The 20369-nt window shown below is 54.4% G+C and carries 26 protein-coding genes; 5 read left to right on the forward strand and 21 right to left on the reverse strand.

What is annotated here, in order from left to right:
• The first annotated feature begins 22 nt into the window (after window positions 1–22).
• The 5 genes from BUA85_RS15535 to BUA85_RS15555 all read left to right on the forward strand — a co-directional run bounded on the left by BUA85_RS15535 (window position 23) and on the right by BUA85_RS15555 (window position 2857).
• Window positions 23–523: a hypothetical protein gene (locus BUA85_RS15535; RefSeq protein ID WP_072902704.1), complete on the forward strand. Its 501-nt coding sequence runs from the start codon at window positions 23–25 to the stop codon at window positions 521–523.
• A gap of 42 nt (window positions 524–565) precedes the next feature.
• On the forward strand, window positions 566–1177 hold the full coding sequence (locus tag BUA85_RS15540; RefSeq protein WP_072902706.1) for a ferredoxin: 612 nt from the start codon (window positions 566–568) through the stop codon (window positions 1175–1177).
• Window positions 1174–1665: a SixA phosphatase family protein gene (locus tag BUA85_RS15545; RefSeq protein WP_072902708.1), complete on the forward strand. Its 492-nt coding sequence runs from the start codon at window positions 1174–1176 to the stop codon at window positions 1663–1665. Before BUA85_RS15540 ends, BUA85_RS15545 begins: the two co-directional genes overlap by 4 nt.
• Before the next feature lie 6 nt (window positions 1666–1671).
• The gene (locus BUA85_RS15550; RefSeq protein ID WP_072902709.1) at window positions 1672–1953 is read left to right on the forward strand and encodes a hypothetical protein; all 282 of its coding nucleotides are present in this window, start codon (window positions 1672–1674) and stop codon (window positions 1951–1953) included.
• A 382-nt stretch (window positions 1954–2335) separates the two neighbouring features.
• On the forward strand, window positions 2336–2857 hold the full coding sequence (locus BUA85_RS15555) for a hypothetical protein (RefSeq protein WP_072902711.1): 522 nt from the start codon (window positions 2336–2338) through the stop codon (window positions 2855–2857).
• Here the strand turns inward: BUA85_RS15555 and BUA85_RS15560 are convergent.
• The 21 genes from BUA85_RS15560 to BUA85_RS15660 all read right to left on the reverse strand — a co-directional run bounded on the left by BUA85_RS15560 (window position 2851) and on the right by BUA85_RS15660 (window position 20365).
• A complete protein-coding gene (locus BUA85_RS15560; RefSeq protein WP_423219911.1) occupies window positions 2851–3600 on the reverse strand; it encodes an amino acid ABC transporter ATP-binding protein in 750 nt (249 codons plus the stop codon). The two genes, BUA85_RS15555 and BUA85_RS15560, sit on opposite strands and share 7 nt — an antisense overlap.
• A 20-nt stretch (window positions 3601–3620) precedes the next feature.
• Window positions 3621–4910, reverse strand: coding sequence for an amino acid ABC transporter permease (locus BUA85_RS15565; RefSeq protein ID WP_072902714.1), 1290 nt, complete (start codon window positions 4908–4910; stop codon window positions 3621–3623).
• Window position 4911: 1 nt separating this feature from the next.
• On the reverse strand, window positions 4912–6132 hold the full coding sequence (locus BUA85_RS15570; protein WP_072902716.1) for an amino acid ABC transporter permease: 1221 nt from the start codon (window positions 6130–6132) through the stop codon (window positions 4912–4914).
• Window positions 6133–6248: 116 nt separating this feature from the next.
• Window positions 6249–7268 carry an amino acid ABC transporter substrate-binding protein gene (locus tag BUA85_RS15575; protein ID WP_072902718.1) on the reverse strand — a complete coding sequence of 340 codons (1020 nt, stop codon included), beginning with the start codon at window positions 7266–7268 and terminating at the stop codon, window positions 6249–6251.
• Window positions 7269–7490: 222 nt separating this feature from the next.
• Complete coding sequence (locus tag BUA85_RS15580) at window positions 7491–8201, reverse strand: ATP12 family chaperone protein (RefSeq protein WP_072902719.1); 711 nt, start codon at window positions 8199–8201, stop codon at window positions 7491–7493.
• A 3-nt stretch (window positions 8202–8204) separates the two neighbouring features.
• Window positions 8205–9257: an RluA family pseudouridine synthase gene (locus tag BUA85_RS15585; protein WP_072902721.1), complete on the reverse strand. Its 1053-nt coding sequence runs from the start codon at window positions 9255–9257 to the stop codon at window positions 8205–8207.
• Window positions 9254–9631 carry a fluoride efflux transporter CrcB gene (gene crcB, locus BUA85_RS15590; protein ID WP_072902723.1) on the reverse strand — a complete coding sequence of 126 codons (378 nt, stop codon included), beginning with the start codon at window positions 9629–9631 and terminating at the stop codon, window positions 9254–9256. The genes BUA85_RS15585 and crcB overlap by 4 nt, the downstream gene beginning before the upstream one ends.
• A 31-nt stretch (window positions 9632–9662) precedes the next feature.
• The gene (locus tag BUA85_RS15595; protein ID WP_072902725.1) at window positions 9663–10976 is read right to left on the reverse strand and encodes a replication-associated recombination protein A; all 1314 of its coding nucleotides are present in this window, start codon (window positions 10974–10976) and stop codon (window positions 9663–9665) included.
• Between the two features lie 46 nt (window positions 10977–11022).
• On the reverse strand, window positions 11023–11598 hold the full coding sequence (locus BUA85_RS15600; RefSeq protein ID WP_072902727.1) for an acyl-homoserine-lactone synthase: 576 nt from the start codon (window positions 11596–11598) through the stop codon (window positions 11023–11025).
• A 60-nt stretch (window positions 11599–11658) separates the two neighbouring features.
• The gene (locus tag BUA85_RS15605) at window positions 11659–12270 is read right to left on the reverse strand and encodes an autoinducer binding domain-containing protein (RefSeq protein WP_072902729.1); all 612 of its coding nucleotides are present in this window, start codon (window positions 12268–12270) and stop codon (window positions 11659–11661) included.
• A 270-nt stretch (window positions 12271–12540) separates the two neighbouring features.
• On the reverse strand, window positions 12541–12966 hold the full coding sequence (gene rplQ, locus BUA85_RS15610; protein ID WP_072902731.1) for a 50S ribosomal protein L17: 426 nt from the start codon (window positions 12964–12966) through the stop codon (window positions 12541–12543).
• 136 nt (window positions 12967–13102) lie between these two features.
• On the reverse strand, window positions 13103–14119 hold the full coding sequence (locus tag BUA85_RS15615) for a DNA-directed RNA polymerase subunit alpha (RefSeq protein ID WP_072902820.1): 1017 nt from the start codon (window positions 14117–14119) through the stop codon (window positions 13103–13105).
• Window positions 14120–14225: 106 nt separating this feature from the next.
• Window positions 14226–14618: a 30S ribosomal protein S11 gene (rpsK, locus tag BUA85_RS15620; RefSeq protein ID WP_072902733.1), complete on the reverse strand. Its 393-nt coding sequence runs from the start codon at window positions 14616–14618 to the stop codon at window positions 14226–14228.
• A 12-nt stretch (window positions 14619–14630) separates the two neighbouring features.
• Window positions 14631–14999, reverse strand: coding sequence for a 30S ribosomal protein S13 (rpsM, locus tag BUA85_RS15625; protein ID WP_072902822.1), 369 nt, complete (start codon window positions 14997–14999; stop codon window positions 14631–14633).
• A gap of 183 nt (window positions 15000–15182) precedes the next feature.
• Window positions 15183–15554: a hypothetical protein gene (locus BUA85_RS15630; RefSeq protein ID WP_131802823.1), complete on the reverse strand. Its 372-nt coding sequence runs from the start codon at window positions 15552–15554 to the stop codon at window positions 15183–15185.
• A gap of 1 nt (window position 15555) precedes the next feature.
• Entirely contained in the window at window positions 15556–15744 is a 189-nt protein-coding gene (locus BUA85_RS15635; protein ID WP_072902736.1) for a hypothetical protein, read from the reverse strand.
• Between the two features lie 5 nt (window positions 15745–15749).
• Entirely contained in the window at window positions 15750–16328 is a 579-nt protein-coding gene (locus tag BUA85_RS15640) for an adenylate kinase (protein ID WP_072902738.1), read from the reverse strand.
• Window positions 16325–17680: a preprotein translocase subunit SecY gene (gene secY / locus BUA85_RS15645; RefSeq protein WP_072902739.1), complete on the reverse strand. Its 1356-nt coding sequence runs from the start codon at window positions 17678–17680 to the stop codon at window positions 16325–16327. The genes BUA85_RS15640 and secY overlap by 4 nt, the downstream gene beginning before the upstream one ends.
• Window positions 17681–17781: 101 nt before the next feature.
• The gene (gene rplO, locus BUA85_RS15650) at window positions 17782–18255 is read right to left on the reverse strand and encodes a 50S ribosomal protein L15 (RefSeq protein ID WP_072902741.1); all 474 of its coding nucleotides are present in this window, start codon (window positions 18253–18255) and stop codon (window positions 17782–17784) included.
• 233 nt (window positions 18256–18488) lie between these two features.
• Window positions 18489–19157 carry a DUF1826 domain-containing protein gene (locus BUA85_RS15655; protein ID WP_072902743.1) on the reverse strand — a complete coding sequence of 223 codons (669 nt, stop codon included), beginning with the start codon at window positions 19155–19157 and terminating at the stop codon, window positions 18489–18491.
• Window positions 19154–20365: a GTP-binding protein gene (locus BUA85_RS15660; RefSeq protein ID WP_072902745.1), complete on the reverse strand. Its 1212-nt coding sequence runs from the start codon at window positions 20363–20365 to the stop codon at window positions 19154–19156. The genes BUA85_RS15655 and BUA85_RS15660 overlap by 4 nt, the downstream gene beginning before the upstream one ends.
• Between the last annotated feature and the right edge of the window lie 4 nt (window positions 20366–20369).

Below are 20369 nucleotides of genomic sequence, written 5' to 3' on the forward strand. Positions count from 1 at the left end.
TAGCCATAGTTGGAGAGATTTCATGACCAAAACACCTTTCGCATTCGTCCTTACACTCACGGCCACCCCCGCACTCGCCATTGACCCCAGCCTTGTCAGAAAATGGCAAGCGGACGGTGCTGATATGGCCTCCGTTCTGGCAAAACAAATGAACGCCCAAGCCACCTATCTCAGCGGCCAAACCATCATGGACATTGATGAATTCGGAAACCTGACCCTACTATCTGACAACATGACATACGCGATCCAAGCGCCAGAAATGCCCGCGATGGAGGTCAGCGTGAACGGCTTCTCCGAAGGCGCCATGAACGCCAACGATGGCCACAATTACCGCGCGGTCGCGGCACAATATTCGCTTGTCGGGTCCGCCGAGGTTTTCGGCCAACGAATGGACATCCCAATCACCCAAGCCGATGGCGGCTGGGGCACCTCAACCGGCATATACGGCTGTACCGACACCGGCATTGCCTTTGAAGCCAATGAGCTGGGAACCATCCCTCGGTCTTGGACACGGCTGGAGTAGTTTTACCTTTCCGCCACGCGCAAGGCTGCTAGACTTCGCGTCGTGACAGAAGATGACCTCGCCCGCGCCCTTGCACCGCACCACCTGACATCGTTGGGCCATTGCCCGATGGAGGGCGGTACCTTGTGCCTTATCGGGCCGGATGAACCCACCTTCTGGCCCGCCTTCAAACAAAGCCCTGAATACCAAGACGGCGACACCAACCCGATGGACCGCTGGTCGCTGCGCGTCCTAACGGAAGTTGCACAAGACCTCGGCGCGAAACCGTTCTTCCCGTTTCAAGGTCCGCCGTACCGTCCGTTCCAGACATGGGCGCTGCAAACTGGCCGCTTTGCCAACTCTGCCATCGGTTTTCTGGCTCATGACGAACGCGGGCTCTTTGCCTCTTTCCGGGGGGCGCTTTGGCTGCCCGCCCTTTGGCCCCTTGCCCCAAACACGGCCCCTGCTCTTTCCGCCACAGCGATGTGCGCAGCCGCCTGCCCCGTCGATGCCTTGGCTGACGGCTACGATGTGGCGGCCTGCAAAACGCACGTCGCCTCGCCACAGGGGCAAGACTGCCGCAAAGGCGGCTGCCTGTCGCGCCGCGCCTGCGCTATTGGGCGCGACCGTCGGCTGCCTGAACAATCCGCGTTCCATATGAAAGCCTTCCTATGACCAAGCGCCTGATCCTGATCCGCCATGCGAAATCCGGCTGGGATGATCCCTTCGCCGATGATCACCAAAGGGTGCTGACCGAGCGGGGCCGCAAAGCATCTGCCACTATAGGCAATTGGCTGCGCCGGATGGATTACCTGCCCGACCGGATGCTGGTCTCCGACGCCGCCCGCACCAAGGAAACCGCCGAGCTTTTGTTCGGAGCGCTTGGCTGCAACGCCTCTGTCGTGTTCAAGCCGATGCTCTACCACGCCAGCCCCGACACGATCCTTGATCTAATCTTGCGCGAAACGGACGAGACCATCGCCGTCATCGGCCACAACCCCGGCATCGCCATGCTGGCCCATGGGTTGGTGAAGGACCGCCCCAAGCACGACCGCTTCAGCGACTATCCAACCTGTGCGACGACAGTGATTGATTTTGAGGCGGGGGTGCGGATTGGTCAGGGACGCTGCCTGGATTTCATTGTGCCGCGGGATTTGGGGTAATTCAGCATGGCAGAAAAGACTTGGAATTCCGTGCACGATGCGCTTCGCTTTTCCATTTTTGGCTTTGTCGTATCCGCCTTGCTAAGCATTGTGTTTCTGACACTTTCCGATCTCAGAAGGGCGGAGCTAATTGAACTTGGCTTAAGCACTATGGAGCAGATTGATGATCCCAAACTGGCAACTTTCCTGAGATACGCGAATTGGAGCATGACCGCTGCCAGTCTTTTCTTCATCTGGATCACGTATTTTGGAGTGAGACACTTGGTTAGGAAAGCCAGAGTAGGTTGATCATTCAGACCAAGCCGAACCAACACCTGACCGTGGGCTGGTGTTCCGCCCTCCCTCCGACAGCGCTTAATGGTCGCCAAGCACATTCCACAGACTTTCTGAAATCAACAGAACCCTAAACACCAGACCGCAGGTACGGTCAGGTGTTGGTTCGGCGCGCTTCGCGCTTGATCCCGAACCTGAACAGCGCAACAAAAATTGAGAACGTCAAAGACGTCAAAAATCGCTATTGAGGTTTCTTCAAATGCACGGAAAATCCAAGCCCCGAAATCTAATCGCAGCTTTAGTTCTTGCTTCGATTATCGCGCCTCCTTCCCACATCAATGCGCAAAACTTGAGTTTCGCCGATTAAGAAGAACTGTCCGCATTTACGGATAAAGTCATGGGTGCCGACGTTCTGGTCGTAGCGCCAAAACGCGACCAACTACACTTCTCGGGATCGATCTTGAAGCTCCTAAAAACCGTCAGCGAGGCCGAGAACAACTCGTTAGGTTTCCAGCATGACGTCCTCATCCTGCTTGCGTCCGCTCAGTTCGTCGAAGGGGAGCCAATCCCAAGCCAGTTGACCGATTTCAACGATAAAGGTCTCTCTAACGCTATCTCCAGTTTGGTCGTCACCGACCCGCTGTGCAACATTTTGGACGTTGATACCGAAGATGGTCGAAGCGTTCTAACCGTTCTGGCAAATGCAGAAGACACAGACCCTTTCAACGTCGAACTCTGCTACCTTCAAGGGATATCGAAAACCATGGGCAACGATATTCAACAGGACAATGATCTCGGCATCGGCAAGGCCTTGATCGACATATTCTCTGAGTTTCAATATCCGCTCCAAGGCATTTCCCACAAAAAAAGCCGAGCCCGCAGGCCCGGCTTTCCCTTAATTCTCAGACCCGATCAGTGACCGATAATCTGGCTCAGGAACAACTGCGTCCGTTCGGACTGCGGGTTGTTAAAGAACTCTTCTGGCTCGTTCTGTTCTACGATCTGGCCTTGGTCCATAAAGATCACGCGGTTCGCAACCTGACGGGCAAAGCCCATCTCGTGCGTGACGCAAAGCATGGTCATGCCTTCCTCAGCCAGTTCAATCATGGTGTCGAGCACCTCTTTGATCATCTCTGGGTCAAGCGCCGATGTCGGCTCGTCAAACAGCATGATCCGTGGCTTCATGCACAAGGACCGCGCAATCGCGACGCGCTGCTGCTGACCACCAGACAGCTGGCCAGGATACTTCATCGCCTGATCTGGGATCTTCACCTTCTCAAGGAAATGCATCGCTGTTTCTTCCGCCTCTTTCTTTGGCGTCTTGCGCACCCAGATCGGGGCCAGCGTGCAGTTCTCCAAAATCGTCAGATGCGGGAAGAGGTTAAAGTGCTGGAAGCACATGCCAACCTCTGACCGGATCTTGTCGATGTTCTTCAGGTCAGAGGACAGCTCTGTCCCATCCACGATGATGTCGCCCGCCTGATGTTCTTCCAGACGGTTGATGCACCGGATCAACGTCGACTTACCCGAACCGGATGGACCACAGATAACGATCCGCTCGCCTCGGTTCACTGTCAGATTGACGTCGCGCAGCACGTGGAACGTGCCATACCACTTGTTCATCTGGTTGATTTGGATCGCGACCTCGTCGCTCACTTTCATTTGTGTTTGTGCCATGGGGATTACCTATGATCTGTCTGGAGTTGGCGTTCGAGCCACTGCGAGTATTGAGAGATGCCGTAGCAGATGACGAAGAAGAGAAGCGCAGCAAAGCCGAAGGCCTCCCAATAGACGCCCGTCCAGTCGGTCGAGCTGAGGATTGGTCCCCGGATCACACCAACAAGGTCAAACATCGAAATCACCGATACGAGCGTTGTATCTTTGAAAAGGCCCACGGCCACGTTCACGATCCCCGGGATGGAGATTTTGAGCGCTTGCGGCAGGATGATCAGGCGCATCGCCTGGGAATAGTTCAGCCCCAAACTGTCGCCTGCTTCATACTGGCCCTTTGGCAAAGCTGCGAGGCCACCACGGATCACCTCAGCGATATAAGCCGCCGAGAACATCGTGATCATGATGATAACCCGCAGGATCAAATCGAGGTTTGTGCCCGGCGGGAAGAAGTACGCCAAAACCACGTTCGCCACGAAGAGCAACGTAATCAGCGGCACCCCGCGAATAAACTCGATGAAGATCACACAGATCCCTTTGATGATCGGCATCGAAGACTGACGTCCCAGCGCCAGAACAATGCCCAGAGGCAGCGAGAGCGACACACAGACCACACCAAGGATCATGTTGAGCATAAAGCCCCCCATGTCGCGGCTGGCGACCTCTGGCAAAGCAAGGAAGCCAGACATCGCATCTGTTACAAAGCCACCCAGATACCAAATGATCGCTGCGGCAACGACACCGCCAACAAGGCCCATGAAGAAGCCAGAGGCTCTTTCTAGACGGATGAAGGCAAAGTAAGCCGCGATCAAGCCGATCAATGTTACGATCGGGATCATGATGGTTCCGCCCCAGATCAGCCAGTAGGCCAAGAAGGGGTAAAGCGCCGTTGCGATCAGGAATTTACGCGGAACATACTGCGCAAACAAAGCCGGAGCGACACTTGGGAACAACAGGATGAACGCCAAGGTCGGACGCCAGAACCCATCCGCCGGATAGGCGATACCGAACAGCATCTGTGTCCAGCGATCCGAAAGCACCGCAAAACAAGCGCCAGTCGCTCCATCAAGGATGGCCCGGCATTCAGCTAGGTTGTCAGCGTCCCAAACGCCATTGGCGAACCACGGCCAAACACCGACCACGAGCCAGACGACAAAGTAAATCGCCAGAACAGTCAGGATTGTGTTCAGCCAGCCTGAGAACAGGTTCTCTCGCATCCATTTAATTGCGCCGGTTTCACGGGCAGGTGGCGGGGATTCCCCAAGGAAATCCGTACGTACGTATGAATATTCAGATGCCATCTTACCGCTCCTGCAACTTCATTCGGTTGTTGTAGACGTTCATGATCGCGGAAATCGATAGGGACACCACGAGGTAGAACAGCATCAGAAGCAAGATTGCTTCGATCGCACGACCGGTTTGGTTCAATGTAATACCGCCCAAGGTTCCCGTGATATCCATATACCCCACAGCAATCGCGAGAGAGCTGTTCTTGGTAATGTTCAGATACTGAGAGATAAGCGGCGGAATGATAACGCGCAGCGCTTGCGGCAAGATCACAAGGTTCATGATCCGACCCGGGCGAAGGCCCAGCGCGCCAGCAGCTTCCGTTTGGCCCTTGCTGACCGCTTGGATACCTGCACGCACGTTTTCAGCGATAAAGGCGCCTGTATAGATCGCCAAGGCGAACCACAGCGCAATCAATGAAAGGCGAAGGTGGATACCGCCTTTGAAGTTAAAGCCAGAAAGCTCTGGATACTCCAATGTGACCGGACGACCCAAGATGAAGTAGGCCAGAAGTCCAGGAACGATCAAAATACCGAGAGACGGCAAGAACGTTGGCAACATGCGGCCCGTCGCATAAAGGACTTTCTTCGCGTATTTGCGATACCAGAAGACCCCCACGATAGAGGCGATCACAACAATCCAGAAGATCAGCGAGCCCGCGCCATTTACAAACGACGGAATATAGACACCCCGGTTCGTAACCGCGATGGCGTCGAACAGCATACTCGATGTCGCATCGTCGCCTCGGAACGTCCGCGGTTGCGGCAACGCATTTGACATGGCGAGGAAGATGATCAAGATCCAGATCAGAACTGGAACGTTGCGGAATGCTTCCACATAGACGCTCATCAGTTTTGAAACGATCCAGTTGTTGGACAATCTCAAAACACCGGCAACAACACCGATCACAGTGGCCGAGATACAGGCCAGAAACGCGACAATGAGTGTGTTGATCGCTCCGACCATAGAGGCCCGAGCATGCGTTGATTGAGATGTATATTCGATGGGACGCTGATTGATGTCATATCCTGCGGGTTCACCCAGAAACGCCCAAGAAATGTTAAGACCAGCACGCGCAAGGTTATCCAGAAGGTTCGAGATCAGATACCCCAAGCCTAGGATCAGAAGAACCAGCGCTATGAATTGAAAGGTGTAAGACCGGTAACGCGTATCATTGATCAGCATTCCTAGGCGGAAGCCGTCCGGGCGCGTATCCGGATCGGTCGTCGTCGACATAGTAGCCCCTTGTTGGCTATGACTTATTGGTTTTCACGCTCTTTTGGCGTGTCGGCCATCTTCAATCAGAAGATGAAAAAAGGGCGCGGTGTTGACCGCGCCCTTTGAGGTCTATCCTACCGGAATGGTGGAGAGTAGATCAGACCACCTTCAGTCCACTGCGCGTTCAGACCGCGCGCCAGACCGATGTTTGTGCTCTCACCGATGTTGTTAGCGAAGATTTCGCCGTAGTTACCACCAGCAGAGATCGCGTTTTTCGCGAAGTCAGCAGACAGGCCGAGCATTTCGCCCAGTGTGCCTTCTGTACCCAGCAGACGGTTAACTTCTGGGTTGGAACCTGGTGCAGATGCCAACTCATCGATGTTGTCGGATGTTACACCCAGCTCTTCAGCTGTGATCAGTGCGTTCAGAGTCCAACGAACGATGTCGCCCCATTCGTTGTCGCCGTGGCGTACAAGTGGGCCGAGAGGCTCTTTGGATACGATCTCAGGCAGAACAACGTAGTCACCTGGGTTCGCGAAGTTTGCACGCTGAGCAGCCAGAGCGGATGCGTCAGTTGTGTAAACGTCACAAGAACCAGCTGTGAACAGCTGAACAGCTTCAGAACCAGTTTCGATTGGAACAGGCTCGTAAGAGATGTTGTTGGAGCGGAAGAAGTCCGCAAGATTCAGCTCTGTTGTTGTACCAGTTTGGATACATACAGTCGCACCGTCGAGTTCTTTAGCAGAGTTTACGCCCAATGCTTTTGGAACCATGAAGCCCTGACCGTCGTAGTAGTTAACACCTACGAATTCGAACTTCAGGTCAACGTCACGTGAGAATGTCCAAGTGGTGTTACGTGCCAACATGTCGATCTCGCCTGCTGCCAGAGCAGTGAAGCGTGTCTTACCGGTTGTTGGAACGAACTCAACAGCCATTGGATCGCCCAGAACAGCAGCGGCAACCGCGCGGCAAACAGCCACGTCGAACCCTTGCCATACGCCATTCGCGTCAGGCTCACCAAAGCCTGGAACGCCGGTTGTAACACCGCAGTTCAGCTTGCCACGTGCTTGCACGTCGTCGAGTGTGGCGGCTTGAGCGCCAGCTGCTGCCAGACCTGCTACGGTCAGCGCACCGAAAAGTACGGTTTTTTTCATATTTACCTCTTCCTGAGTTTCCGCCCCGAGTGACTGGGGCGGTCAGTTTTTTTGTGGTCCCAAACATGGGACCGTCCCGAAAAATGAGGGCACAGCCCCCAATTGGTAAAGAGTGACTGGAATCACCCCGACTCGTCAAGTGGCTCAGGTCCGAAACGGACCTTTCGAGCCCAAAAAAAATCGTGAATTCACTAGGTTTAGTAGTTGACCCTACGTAAAGACCTAACTTCGCGACAGTTGGTAGAATTTTGCAGCGTTCAAAAAATCTGCTTTCTTCTTATCCGCCACAGCTTCAGCTTCTTCGTCTGGGCCCCACTGTTCGATCTGCCAATCCTCGTCCAACCGAGAGAGCGCCCAGGCTTCCTCTGCAGGCAGGCGCCCGTGAGTCACTGCAAGCCCCAGAACCAATGATCCAGAAATGCTGACCAGGTCATGAAATCCAGCGAGCTCAAACGCCGTCATCGCCTGAACAGGTGCAGATAGCTTCGCCAATGCGGCCCCGTCCTGTGCAACATGGATCACACCCTGAGCGGGCAATAGGCGCGCGTCATAAGTGTCATGCGCCCAATCAAGCAACGGGTCCCAGAGGGAAGTCTGCCGTTGGACTAGCCCCTCCGGCCCTTCGGCGCGATAGCAAAGCAAATCCGTGTCACCGTATTCTGCTAGCATTTCAGCGACTTCTTTGAACTGAACCGATACCTTGTCCAATGCGGCATTCGCACCCCGCGTCACCGGCATCGTCAGCGGATCAATCGCCTCTTCTTGCGCGTCCCACTCCGCCGCAATCGCTTGGGCCATGGCATCCGTTGGAACCACGAGATGCGTTTTCGCAGGCGTCTTCACAGGCCGACCATCTAGCAAGACTGAATAACCATCTTCGCTTGCCTTGACGGCCGCCTCAGACCAAAACCGTTTCGCTTTCCACTCACTCATGGCTTACTCCGGCATATTGAACGGATCGACAGGCGCATGCGTCACATCCCAGCCAAGGAAATCCCACGTATGCTGCATGTGCTCTGGCAGCGGCGCAGTCAGATGCAATTCCGCACCGGTTTCAGGATGTTCTATGATCAGCGTCCGTGCATGAAGATGCATCTTGCGCCCGATTTCGCTGCCCATGCCGGCGCCCCAGCCATCGCCTAAGTTTTCCTGATGCGAGCCGCCATATTTGCCGTCGCCAATGATCGGGTGCCCGATCTCGGCCATATGCGCACGCAATTGATGTGTCCGTCCCGTGATCGGCACCAAAGCCACCCATGATCCGCGATTGGCCAAGGTGGTCATCACCGCATAATCCGACGTCGCCCGCTTTGCGCCCTCAACATGCGGCACATCACGCGGATGCACACAGCGCATCTTTTCATTCTCGCCGCCCCTACCATGACCCGGAGCTTTCACCAGTCCATATTTGATCGTCCCGGCCCGCGGGTTTGGCACCCCGGCAACCGCCGCCCAATAAATCTTGCGCGTCTCACGATGCTTGAGGTTCTCGGTCAGTTTCTTCGCCATCATCCGCGTGCGTGCCAGCAAAAGAACACCAGACGTGTCCTTATCCAAGCGATGCACCAAACGGGGTTTTTCGTCATATCCAAAGGTCAAAGCCTCGGCCATGCCGTCTATATGTCGCGTCGTCTTGCTGCCGCCCTGCGTCGCAATCCCCGGCGGTTTATTCAGCGCGATTATATGATCGTCGCGGTAAATCACGCAGGACTGGATCAGTTTCGCATCAGCCTTCGACACGCCCGACTTTTGCAACTGCCGCGCGGCTTCAACCTCTTCCTCACTCGGCAGCGGCGGGATACGCACCACCTGCCCGACCTCAAGACGCGTGTTCGATTTCACCCGCCCACCATCGACGCGGAGCTCCCCTTTGCGACACATCTTTTCAATCCGGCCCTGTGTCAGATGCGGGAACAAGCGCCGCATGTAGCGATCCAAGCGCTGATCCCCGTCGTCAGGCCCGATCGTCCGTGTTTGAACACCGCTCATCCGAACACCTCTCGCGCCAAAAGAACACCGGCCACAAGCCCAAGGATCGAGCCCACCACCGACAAGCCTACATAAGCGAGCGCCGCACCCGCTTGCCCCTTTTCAAACAGTGTATAGGCCTCAAGCGAAAACGCCGAAAACGTTGTGAAGCCGCCCAAGATTCCGGTCATAACAAACAGGTTCAGACCTTCCCAACCGCGTTGGAACGAAAGCACCACAAAAAGCCCCATCAAGAACGACCCAATAACATTCACCGTGATGATCGCCACAGGAAACCCACCGCCCCACGCGCGTATGATCACGAGGCCGAGACCAAAGCGAAGAGAGGCCCCAATGGCACCGCCAAGGGCTACAGAAAGGAAGGATGCAAACATGGCACCGCCTTCGCTCTTTCCGGTCAGCTTGTCAATTCTCAGATGATTGCCGCTTCGCTCGTAGCTTGGCGAAATACTCCACGCGCTTCTTCAAATCCCGCTCAAACCCGCGATCGACGGGCAAATAGTAAACCCCTCGTTTCATACCATCGGGGAAATAGTTCTGGCCCGAAAACCCGTCTTCAGCGTCATGGTCATAGGCATAGCCGTCGCCATATCCCTGATCCTTCATCAATGACGTCGGCGCGTTCAGGATATGCTTTGGCGGCGGTTGCGACCCTGTAGATTTCGCTGCCTTCCGCGCCGCCTTATAAGCCACGTAGTTCGCGTTCGATTTCGGCGCGAGCGCGAGGTAGACGAGCGCTTGCGAAATCGCCAACTCACCCTCAGGCGACCCAAGCCGTTCATAGGTTTCCCATGCCTGCAAGCAGACCGTCTGCGCCTGCGGATCAGCCAAGCCAATATCCTCGACAGCCATCCGGGTGATCCGCCGCGCCAGATAACGCGGGTCTTCTCCACCCTCGAGCATCCGTGCAAACCAATAAAGCGCGGCATCCGGATCAGACCCGCGTACAGACTTGTGCAAGGCGCTGATCAGGTTGTAATGCTCTTCCCCCGATTTGTCATAGACCGCCGCCCGTTTCATCAATCGGGACGATAACGCATCGACTTTCAAAACCGTGTCATCTTTCCAAGCCGTCACTTGCTCGATCAAGTTCAACAGCGCGCGACCATCCCCATCTGCCATCTCTAGGAGAGCTTCTCGAGCGGGGCCGTCTAAGGGTAATTTCCGGTCCAGCTCTTTCTCTGCTCGCTGTGCCAAACGCTCTAAATCAGCGAGCGACAAGCGCTCCAAAACCAGAACCTGCGCACGGCTTAACACCGCCGCATTCAACTCGAAACTTGGGTTTTCGGTCGTAGCACCCACCAACAAGATCGTGCCGTCCTCCATATGGGGAAGGAACCCGTCTTGCTGCGCTTTGTTGAAACGATGGATCTCATCAACGAACAGCAATGTGCCTTGTCCATTTTGCCGTCTGATCTTGGCGGCTTCGAATACCTTGCGCAGGTCAGGAACACCGGTGAAAATCGCGGAGATTTGCACAAAGTGCAGGTTAGTCTCATTCGCGAGCAATCGGGCGATTGTGGTTTTCCCAACACCCGGTGGCCCCCACAAGATCAGCGATGACAAAGAACCGGCAGCAAGCATCGCTCCTAAAGGCGCCTCTGGTCCGATCACCTGCTCTTGGCCGATCACCTCGGCCAGATTCGACGGCCTAAGACGATCCGCAAGCGGGCCAGCTTGCGGTGCAATGGAAGTTTCTTGTGAAAATAGATCGGCCATGGCGACACACTACCGCTACGACAAACGCAATTGAAGGGATGGTGAGTCAGCCGACGCTGAGAATATGCGCCTGAAGATCACGGCCTCCGACCCGCCAAACGCGCCCGGCAGGCTTGATCTTGAAATCATGATCCAACGCCCAGCTTTTCCAATTGGTGGGAAGCAAGGCTACAAATTTCGCGATCTTTTCAGTCTTAGCCGTCTCGGAAAGCTGCTGCAAAAGCCGATATCGAACGACGTCTCGGTCCACACCAAACATACCCGGCTTCAGATTTGCCCGGGTCATCTCCCAAGTGCCTTCATCGACAGGGGCGTCCTCAAAAAGCAAATCCTTCGGGACGTCTTCCAAAAGACCCTTTTGCGCGTCGCGGATCATATAGCTGTAAACGCCACTTTGAGCTGTGGTCGGCGTCAGGCGCAAACTCGCCAGCACGTCGCCATCATCGCTCTGGATCGCCAGCCAGCGGGACTGTGGAGTGTCATACTGATCAAAATCATGATTGCCCGTGCCAGTGTCTTCCCAGTTGCTTGGCAACTGAGTTGGCTTCCGCGCCTCCATGATCTTGCCGAACAACTCACCATGTCGGTGAATGTTCGAAAATGACAATGTCGTTCCTTGCATGCATAACCCCACGTATGCGTCGATTTTGACCCATTCAGCAGATTCGCAGCAATAGAAAAGTCAGAGCAGTCGATAATCTCTTGCGCGTTGTATCGCTTCGGCTGTTGTACGAGCTAGAAGGCTGGACCTCGCCGAGGACAAACGTGCCTTCAATGCACTTTCCGAAATGTTCAAACGCGCCGCGGCGGCTGCATGACGATCCCCTTCAGCAATACACCTCAAGGCCTCGATTTGAGCATCCGTAAGAGCCTCTGGCGGCTGTGTTACATCATGGAGGTGGTTTATCATCTTCGAGAAGGCGTCCATCTCGTCGTCTGTAAACTCACGATCGCTTCTAGCTGCCGAGGCAATTGTCCGCGATTTCATTGGCCCGCAGGAAATAGAAATTCCATAATTCATATTGAATTCACGGGCCTGACCCAGGATGTCAAACGGATCAGGGATTGTTATTGCGCTCCATCTTTGTGCGCCGGTCTCGCTAAACCCCCAAGCGATAATCGGATCTCGAAGCGCGTAAGCCTCCTCTGCGTAACGATCAGTCCAGCCTTGTGGGAACGTCTGGTTGCTTAACAGTGGCATCGCAAAGCGAATATGCAACGAATATGAAAAGCCCCCGGGTGCCAACGCAGCCAAGCGAGTCATATATTGGTCTATACCCGACTGCAAAGACATATCTTTTTAGACAAGTTGGTCGTATTCAGGTCAACCATAAATTGGGCTCAAAAATTGATGAGCGGAATGACGCAACGTAAAGTTGATTAAGCCGCCTTAAATCCGACGTTTGAAGTTCAAAAACTCGCCACGGAAAAGTTAACTTATTGGCGATGTAGATTGGAAAAGTATTAATAAACTCTTTATCGATTTCTTTGTCGCCACAAAGACAACAAAAAAGGGCCCATCTGTATCGAGGGCCCTTGTTTTTATGCCAATTTGGGAAACAGACTATTCTTCGACCGCAGCGGCCTCTTCTGCTTCTAGGCGAGCGCGATCACCAGCGCCTTTGGCGTCCACATCACGCTCAACGAACTCGATAATGGCCATTGGAGCCATATCACCGTAGCGGAAGCCCGCTTTGATGACGCGAACGTACCCGCCGTTCCGATTCGCATAACGCGGACCCAAAACGTCGAACAATTTTGCAACATGCGAGTCCTGTTTCAAACGAGCGGCTGCCTGACGGCGGGCATGCAAATCGCCGCGTTTTCCAAGTGTTACGAGTTTTTCGACGACTCGCTTCAGTTCCTTCGCCTTTGGCACAGTTGTCTTGATCTGCTCATGTTCAATGAGCGAGCCGGCCATATTCGCGAACAGCGCCTTGCGGTGTTCATGTGTGCGGTTCAGGCGGCGGTATCCACGTGCGTGACGCATTTGTTACTCTCCTAAGTCTTTATGCTTTGTCTGGCGGTCAGATGCGTGTCTGCCACTCTCCTTGGGGCGGGATTGCCCAGATGTTCCCGGTTCGCACCGGCATTGGTTGGGCAGGCCCTAAAGCCTGCCCGAATTTTTAGAACTGGTCGTCGAATTTCTTCGCCAGATCTTCGATGTTGTCTGGTGGCCAGTCCTCGACGTCCATACCGAGGTGCAGGCCCATACCGGACAGAACCTCTTTGATCTCGTTCAAAGACTTCCGGCCAAAGTTTGGCGTGCGCAGCATCTCTGCTTCGGTCTTTTGGATCAGATCGCCGATGTAGACGATGTTGTCGTTCTTCAGGCAGTTTGCAGAGCGAACAGACAGTTCCAGCTCGTCCACTTTCTTCAGCAGAAGTGGGTTGAACTCCAGACCATCATCTTCCTGACCCTGCTGAGCTGATTCAGGCTCATCAAAGTTCACGAAGATGGACAGCTGGTCCTGAAGGATACGCGCCGCATAAGCAACTGCATCATCAGGCGTGATCGAGCCATCTGTTTCGACCTTCATTGTTAGCTTGTCATAGTCCAGAACCTGACCTTCACGAGTTGGCTGAACGTCGTAAGAGACCTTCTTAACAGGTGAATAGATCGCATCGATGGACATCATGCCAATTGGTGCATCTTCTGGCTTGTTCTTGTCCGCAGAGACATATCCTTTGCCAGTGTTCACAGTCAGTTCGATGTACAGATCCGCACCATCGTCGAGGTGGCAGATCACGTGATCCTTGTTCAGGATCTCGATGCCTGCTGTCTCGGAAATGTCGCCAGCTGTCACAACGCCGGGGCCTTTGGCCTGAACGCTCAAACGCTTTGGACCTTCGACTTCCATACGGATTGCAACGCCTTTGAGGTTCAAAACGATGTCTGTGACGTCTTCACGTACACCAGACACGCTAGAGAACTCGTGCAACACGTTGTCGATCTGAACGGCAGTGATCGCTGCACCTTGCAGAGATGACATCAGAACGCGACGCAACGCGTTGCCAAGTGTCAAACCAAAACCACGCTCAAGCGGTTCAGCAACGACAGTTGCCTGACGCGCAGGATCGTTGCCCGGCTTCACTTCCAATTGAGTTGGCTTAATCAACTCTGCCCAGTTCTTGTGGATCATGTATCCCTCCATTCCTGTCAGCCCTTCATGATCAAAAGGCCAACGCCCGAGGTTTCAAAATGACGGAATGGGGCCGTGCAAATGCACGCGGTCCCATAAAGAAAAATTAGACGCGGCGGCGCTTTGGTGGACGGCAGCCGTTGTGCGCCATTGGGGTCACGTCACGGATAGATGTGATGTTGAACCCAACAGCAGCCAGTGCGCGCAGCGCGCTTTCACGGCCGGAACCCGGACCCTGCACTTCGACCTCAAGCGTTTTCACGCCGTGTTCCTGTGCTTTCTTGCCCGCATCCTCAGCAGCCATCTGAGCCGCATAAGGTGTGGACTTACGAGAGCCCTTGAAGCCCATGGTGCCAGCAGACGACCAAGAGATCGCATTGCCCTGCACGTCAGAAATCAGGATTTTTGTGTTGTTGAAGCTGGAGTTTACGTGTGCAACGCCAGCTGCGATGTTCTTGGAGACCTTACGCTTGCCTCCGCGACGGGTATCACGTGCCATCGGTGCGTCTCCTTATTTCTTCTTACCAGCAATGGCCTTTGCAGGGCCCTTGCGAGTGCGTGCGTTTGTAGATGTACGCTGGCCACGAACTGGCAGGTTACGACGGTGGCGCAGGCCACGGTAGCAGCCAAGGTCCATCAGGCGCTTTACGTTCATCTGAACTTCGCGGCGCAAGTCACCTTCAACGGTGAGGTTTGCGTCGATGAATTCGCGGATAGAAACAACTTCAGCGTCGGACAGGTCGTTTACACGACGTGTCTCATCAATTTTTGTTGCTTCGCAGATTTGCTTGGCGGTCGTTGGACCGATACCAGCAATATATGTCAGGGCGATTGGAACCCGCTTTGCAGTCGGGATGTTTACGCCGGCAATACGTGCCACGTGTGCTTTTCCTTTTCGTTGCGGGTCCGTAACTCCAGACCCTTTTTTCACAACGGAAGCCCGGACCATTTAGGGCGCCGGGCTGCGTCATATCAGGTGGTCAACCGCGCTTGGGAGCGACCCATTAACGGTTTTTTGATTCTCATCAGAGATGGCGTTATCTAGGTGCGAACCTAAACTGCGTCAAGGGCTTTGTGGGTTGTCGGGATAGTCTTTTAAAACAAGAGCTCCACGACCCCGCCCCGCATCCTCTACAATGCTGTATCCCTTTGCGTGAAAAATCTTTTGTATCGGCTTTAAACGTCGCTCAAATTCATGTCGCTTTTCTTGCCACAAGCCTTGGAAATAGAAGATTATTAGAAAAGGCGCTAGTGATAGAAAATCGGGCCAGTTGACAAAATATATGACCGAGTAGCAGGCACAAAAACAAAGGCCCACAATCAAACCACCTGATTTTAATGCTGCCACTTTTTGTGTTTTGCGTTCCGCCAGAATTCTCTCGAACTCTGCATGCGATACTTTCAATTCCTCAGGTACCGGAACCGTAAGCTGCAAATTACTCGTCGTCTTTCTGTGTTAGCAGCTTGTACACCTTGTAGGTCTCGCGCGGCAAAAACGCGATCACGACGAGGAACCAGAGCCATAGGATCATGGTGTTCTCAAACGTCCGCAGGAACATGAAAATGCCAAAGGCCAAAAACCAGCCAACGGCAACGGCTAAGACGGCTCCGGCCTTCGCACCCATCGCGTTTAACCCAACACGCCGTTGATCGACGCAGCCACATCATCAATGCTTGCCAATCCGTCAACCGATGTCAGATTGCCCTTAGCATAGTAGTAACCGATCAAAGGGCTGGTCTGCTTGTAATACGCCATCAGACGGACCTTCAGGCTTTCCTCATTGTCGTCTGCCCGCACAGGCTGGCCAGCTGCCGCCGCCTCTTTCGCGCGGCCAACAATGCGATCGACGAGAACTTCGTCATTCACTTCAAGCTCAATGACGGCATCCAGCGGCTGACCCATTTCGGCTAGCAACTCGCCCAAAGCGTCAGCCTGTGCCAATGTACGTGGAAACCCGTCAAAGATGAACCCAGTCGCGTCGTTGTCTGCTTCCAATTGCTCACGGATCAGACCGATCACGATCTCATCCGTAACGAGCTCCCCACGATCCATAACGCCCGCAACCATCTTGCCCATTTCTGTGCCTGATGTCCGCGCAGCCCGCAGCATATCGCCGGTGCTCAGTTGGATCATGTTGCGTTCTTCGACCAAACGCCCCGCTTGGGTTCCCTTACCCGCACCTGGCGGGCCAAGCAAAATAATGTTCATCGGCGCGCAGGCCCCCTCTTCTTCGCGCCGCCGCGACGACCGCGCAGCTGCGACTTCTCGATCAAGCCTTCATACTGGTGTGCCAGCAGATGCGACTGGATCTGTTGGATCGTATCCATCCCCACAGACACGATAATCAGGATCGACGTACCACCGAAGTAGAACGGAATCGAGAGCTGCGCGCGCAGGATTTCTGGTAGCAATGCTACAAGTGCCAAATAACCGGAACCAAGCACCAGAATGCGGGTTACGACATAATCCAGGTATTCCGCTGTCCGCTTGCCCGGGCGAATACCGGGAACAAAGCCGTTCTGGTTCTTCAAGTTCTCAGCGACATCATCCACCTTAAACGCCACTTCCTTGGTATAGAAGTATGTGAAGAAGATGATCATGGCCGAGAAGAAGATCAGATAAAGCGGCTGACCAGGACCGAAATAAGCAAGGATCGTGTTAAGGACTTCACTACTCCCGCCAAACGTACTGATCGTTGTCGGCAACAACAGCAGGGCAGAGGCAAAGATCGCAGGGATAACACCGGCTGGGTTCACCTTGATTGGCAGGTGGCTGGAAGAGCCGTCATAGACCTTCATACCGCGCTGCTGACGTGGATATTGAATGTGTACCTTCCGCAACGACCGCTCCATAAAGACCACAAAGGTCAGGACGGCGATAACCATCACAATCACACCGACAATCACCGCAGGGCTGATCGCGCCAGAACGACCTTGGCTCAGGAACTGGGCCATCGCAGCTGGGATTTCAGCAATAATGCCAACGAAGATGATCAAAGAGATACCGTTACCAATGCCGCGCGCCGTGATCTGTTCACCCAGCCACATCAGGAACATAGTGCCGCCGACAATCGTAATAATACAAGACATGCGGAAGAACAGGCCCGGATCGGCAGCCAAACCACCAGCTTCAAGGCTGACCGCAAGGCCATACGCCTGTGCAGTGGCCAAAACGACCGTACCGTAGCGGGTATATTGAGACAGCTTGCGGCGTCCCTGCTCACCCTCTTTTTTCAATTGCTTCAACGGTTCCCACATAGAACCGAGCAATTGCACGATAATCGAGGCAGAGATGTACGGCATAATGCCCAGCGCAAAGATACCCATGCGGGACAGCGCACCGCCGGTGAACATCGACAAGATACCACCGATGCCGGCCTGAGCTTCGGCCATAAAGGCCTGCAATTGCGCTGTGTCGATACCCGGAACAGGAATGTACGTGCCCAAGCGGTACACAATCAAAAGACCGATGGTAAAGAAGATACGCTGACGCAGTTCGGTCGCCTTACCGATCGCGCCCCAGCTCATGTTCTGTGCCATCTGCTCTGCTGCTGAAGCCATATGTCTCTCTTCTCATAAAAAACGCCGCCTCGGTTCCCCGATCAGCGGCGTTTGGGAAATCTGAAAGATATGTAAGCGACCGATAGGCCGCTCACAAGGATTTACTCAGCCGCTGCTGCAGTTGTGACCGTAAGTGAACCGCCAGCTTTTTCGACAGCTGCGATTGCGCCTTTGGATGCGCCAGTCACTGTGATGTTGGCTTTGGCAGAAAAATTGCCTTTGGCCAGAACGCGGATACCGTCCTTTTTGCGACGCACCAGGCCAGATTCGATCAAAGCATCCTCTGTGATGTCTTTCTTGGCGTCGATTTTCTTTTCGTCGATGAACTTCTGGATCAGACCAAGGTTCACAACAGCAAAAGACTTGCGGTTTGGCTTGTTGAAGCCACGCTTTGGCAGACGCTGGTACAAAGGCATCTGGCCGCCCTCATAGCCTTTGATGGCTACACCGGAACGGGATTTCTGACCTTTGATACCGCGACCGGCTGTTTTACCAACACCAGACCCTGGACCACGGCCAACACGTTTCTTGGAACGGGCCGCGCCTGGGTTATCGCGCAATTCATTGAGTTTCATATCGCTGTCTCCTTGCCGGAAGACCTGACCCAGCGAAGATCAGGCACACGGCGTTAAAAATGAATCGGCTCATTGCCGACCAGGGGCATATAGACGGGGGTGAGGGTTGGGTCAAGACAAGCCTTCGGAGGCTCAGCGACAGAAGGTTTTGGTCCTTCGAGGCGTCACCATGCTTCGCAGAGCGTTCGCCCGCCCTAGCCTTAGTCGATATGATCACTTAACTCTAAATGCCCCTAATTGAGCGTCCCGATATTTGCCAGCGATTGCGCGTCATAAACATCAAGTTCGTCCGGCACCGCAACAGGATCAAGAACAAGAACCAAACGGATCTCACCCGTTCCCTCAATCGGCGGCGACCGGTGTAACACTTTTGGCGCTTCCCCTGCAGGCCACCTTGTCCCCCGCAGTAAGATCGGCGCGCCGGTGGCCACGGTTTCAATGCGCGCCGGATCGCCTTCGCCTTCACAGACACCATATTGCGTTCCGGTGCCACGATAGGTGCAGACCAAACGCGCCGTGATTGCGTCAACATGGAACCTTCGGCATGCATTTGTGGTGATCACATCTAACCTGACCCTCAGGTACTTTGCTGAAACAACCTCCGCGAAGAGCTCGGCCAGTTCTACAATATCCGCCGTCAGCCAATCACGCTCAATCCCACGCGGTGCCCCCGCCATTTCAAAAAGCTGCTCGATGATTGTCCCAACGGTTTGGACAGGTGCAACAACTCGACCACGCGGCAGGGAATCGGCTGGCAAGCTTGCCAACCACGACTGAACATCAACCGACATCTCGCGCTGCCATACCGCAGCGGCGCAATCGGGTTCCAACAACGTGCTCAACGCCGCTGGATCCAGACAAATCCCAACGCCAGCCGTCAACGGTTCCGCAACAGCGCTCATGCTGCATCCTCTGCCCGTTTCCAGATCGGGAACGGATCATCATACTCCGGCAAATTATCCGGTCCCAAAGCCGCAACAGCGGGCACAAGGCAGTTATCCAACCGTGATTTCAGTACCTCCCAGTCAATTCCCGCACCGATGAACACAATCTCTTGCCGGCGATCACCCCAAGGCTCTTGCCAATGCGCCTGCATATAGTCGCGGGCGGTATCATGGTTCGGACGGCGCTCTTCTGGCACAGAGGCCCACCACGTGCCCAAAGGCTTCACGCTCGACAACGCTCCCGCCAGCGAAAACTCGGCCACCCAATCCGGCCGCGTGGAAATCCAGAAATGCCCCTTGGCACGGATCACACCCGGCAGATCGCCATTCAAAACCTCCAGAATGCGCTGCGGCACAAACGGCAAACGCGCACGATACACATAAGACACAACACCATATTCCTCTGTTTCCGGAACGTGATCGGCAAATCCGTAAAGCTCCTTCGCCCACATCGGGTGTTCATGCGCCTGTTCAAAATCAAACCGTCCTGTGTCGAGGATTTTTTCAGCCGCCACTTCAGAATGATTAGTCTCAATAATCTCTGCATCCGCGTTCAGGCTGCGAATGATCTTGCGCGCCGCATCTACCTTTTGCGGGCCTGCATCCTCGACCTTATTCAGAATGACCACATCCGCGAACTCGATCTGATCGGTCAGAAGATGGACCAGAGTTCGATCATCTTCCTCCCCCATCGACTCCCCGCGGTCGCTGATAAAATCATGCGAGGCGTAGTCATTGAGCAAGTTCGCCGCATCCACAACCGTGACCATTGTATCCAGCCGTGCCACATCAGAAAGGCTATCGCCATATTCATCACGGAAATCGAAGGTCGCGGCCACAGGTAAAGGCTCTGAAATACCTGTCGACTCAATCAACAAATAATCGAACCGACCGTCCTCTGACAACCTGCGCACCTCATCCAACAAATCATCACGCAGGGTACAGCAGATGCAGCCATTCGACATCTCGACCAATGTCTCATCGGTCCGGCTCAATTCCGTATCCGCGCGCACAAGATCGGCGTCGATATTCACTTCTGACATATCGTTGACGATCACGGCGACCTTTCGCCCCTCGCGATTGTTCAAAACGCGGTTGAGCAATGTGGTCTTTCCGGCACCAAGGAAGCCGGAGAATACTGTGACAGGAAGGCGGGAGTCAGTCATGGCG

The sequence above is a fragment of the Cognatiyoonia sediminum genome (assembly GCF_900129845.1).
In the GTDB taxonomy this organism is placed as follows: Bacteria; Pseudomonadota; Alphaproteobacteria; order Rhodobacterales; family Rhodobacteraceae; genus Cognatiyoonia; species Cognatiyoonia sediminum.

Bases quoted from the DNA above. Each gene is read 5' to 3' on its own strand.
- BUA85_RS15535 (WP_072902704.1), top strand. From the start codon at position 23: ATGACCAAAACACCTTTCGCATTCGTCCTTACACTCACGGCCACCCCC.
- BUA85_RS15545 (WP_072902708.1), top strand. From the start codon at position 1,174: ATGACCAAGCGCCTGATCCTGATCCGCCATGCGAAATCCGGCTGGGAT.
- BUA85_RS15550 (WP_072902709.1), top strand. From the start codon at position 1,672: ATGGCAGAAAAGACTTGGAATTCCGTGCACGATGCGCTTCGCTTTTCC.
- BUA85_RS15555 (WP_072902711.1), top strand. From the start codon at position 2,336: ATGGGTGCCGACGTTCTGGTCGTAGCGCCAAAACGCGACCAACTACAC.
- BUA85_RS15560 (WP_423219911.1), bottom strand. From the start codon at position 3,600: ATGAAAGTGAGCGACGAGGTCGCGATCCAAATCAACCAGATGAACAAG.
- BUA85_RS15565 (WP_072902714.1), bottom strand. From the start codon at position 4,910: ATGGCATCTGAATATTCATACGTACGTACGGATTTCCTTGGGGAATCC.
- BUA85_RS15570 (WP_072902716.1), bottom strand. From the start codon at position 6,132: ATGTCGACGACGACCGATCCGGATACGCGCCCGGACGGCTTCCGCCTA.
- BUA85_RS15575 (WP_072902718.1), bottom strand. From the start codon at position 7,268: ATGAAAAAAACCGTACTTTTCGGTGCGCTGACCGTAGCAGGTCTGGCA.
- BUA85_RS15580 (WP_072902719.1), bottom strand. From the start codon at position 8,201: ATGAGTGAGTGGAAAGCGAAACGGTTTTGGTCTGAGGCGGCCGTCAAG.
- BUA85_RS15585 (WP_072902721.1), bottom strand. From the start codon at position 9,257: ATGAGCGGTGTTCAAACACGGACGATCGGGCCTGACGACGGGGATCAG.
- crcB (WP_072902723.1), bottom strand. From the start codon at position 9,631: ATGTTTGCATCCTTCCTTTCTGTAGCCCTTGGCGGTGCCATTGGGGCC.
- BUA85_RS15595 (WP_072902725.1), bottom strand. From the start codon at position 10,976: ATGGCCGATCTATTTTCACAAGAAACTTCCATTGCACCGCAAGCTGGC.
- BUA85_RS15600 (WP_072902727.1), bottom strand. From the start codon at position 11,598: ATGCAAGGAACGACATTGTCATTTTCGAACATTCACCGACATGGTGAG.
- BUA85_RS15605 (WP_072902729.1), bottom strand. From the start codon at position 12,270: ATGTCTTTGCAGTCGGGTATAGACCAATATATGACTCGCTTGGCTGCG.
- rplQ (WP_072902731.1), bottom strand. From the start codon at position 12,966: ATGCGTCACGCACGTGGATACCGCCGCCTGAACCGCACACATGAACAC.
- BUA85_RS15615 (WP_072902820.1), bottom strand. From the start codon at position 14,119: ATGATCCACAAGAACTGGGCAGAGTTGATTAAGCCAACTCAATTGGAA.
- rpsK (WP_072902733.1), bottom strand. From the start codon at position 14,618: ATGGCACGTGATACCCGTCGCGGAGGCAAGCGTAAGGTCTCCAAGAAC.
- BUA85_RS15635 (WP_072902736.1), bottom strand. From the start codon at position 15,744: ATGGGTGCGAAGGCCGGAGCCGTCTTAGCCGTTGCCGTTGGCTGGTTT.
- BUA85_RS15640 (WP_072902738.1), bottom strand. From the start codon at position 16,328: ATGAACATTATTTTGCTTGGCCCGCCAGGTGCGGGTAAGGGAACCCAA.
- secY (WP_072902739.1), bottom strand. From the start codon at position 17,680: ATGGCTTCAGCAGCAGAGCAGATGGCACAGAACATGAGCTGGGGCGCG.
- rplO (WP_072902741.1), bottom strand. From the start codon at position 18,255: ATGAAACTCAATGAATTGCGCGATAACCCAGGCGCGGCCCGTTCCAAG.
- BUA85_RS15655 (WP_072902743.1), bottom strand. From the start codon at position 19,157: ATGAGCGCTGTTGCGGAACCGTTGACGGCTGGCGTTGGGATTTGTCTG.
- BUA85_RS15660 (WP_072902745.1), bottom strand. From the start codon at position 20,365: ATGACTGACTCCCGCCTTCCTGTCACAGTATTCTCCGGCTTCCTTGGT.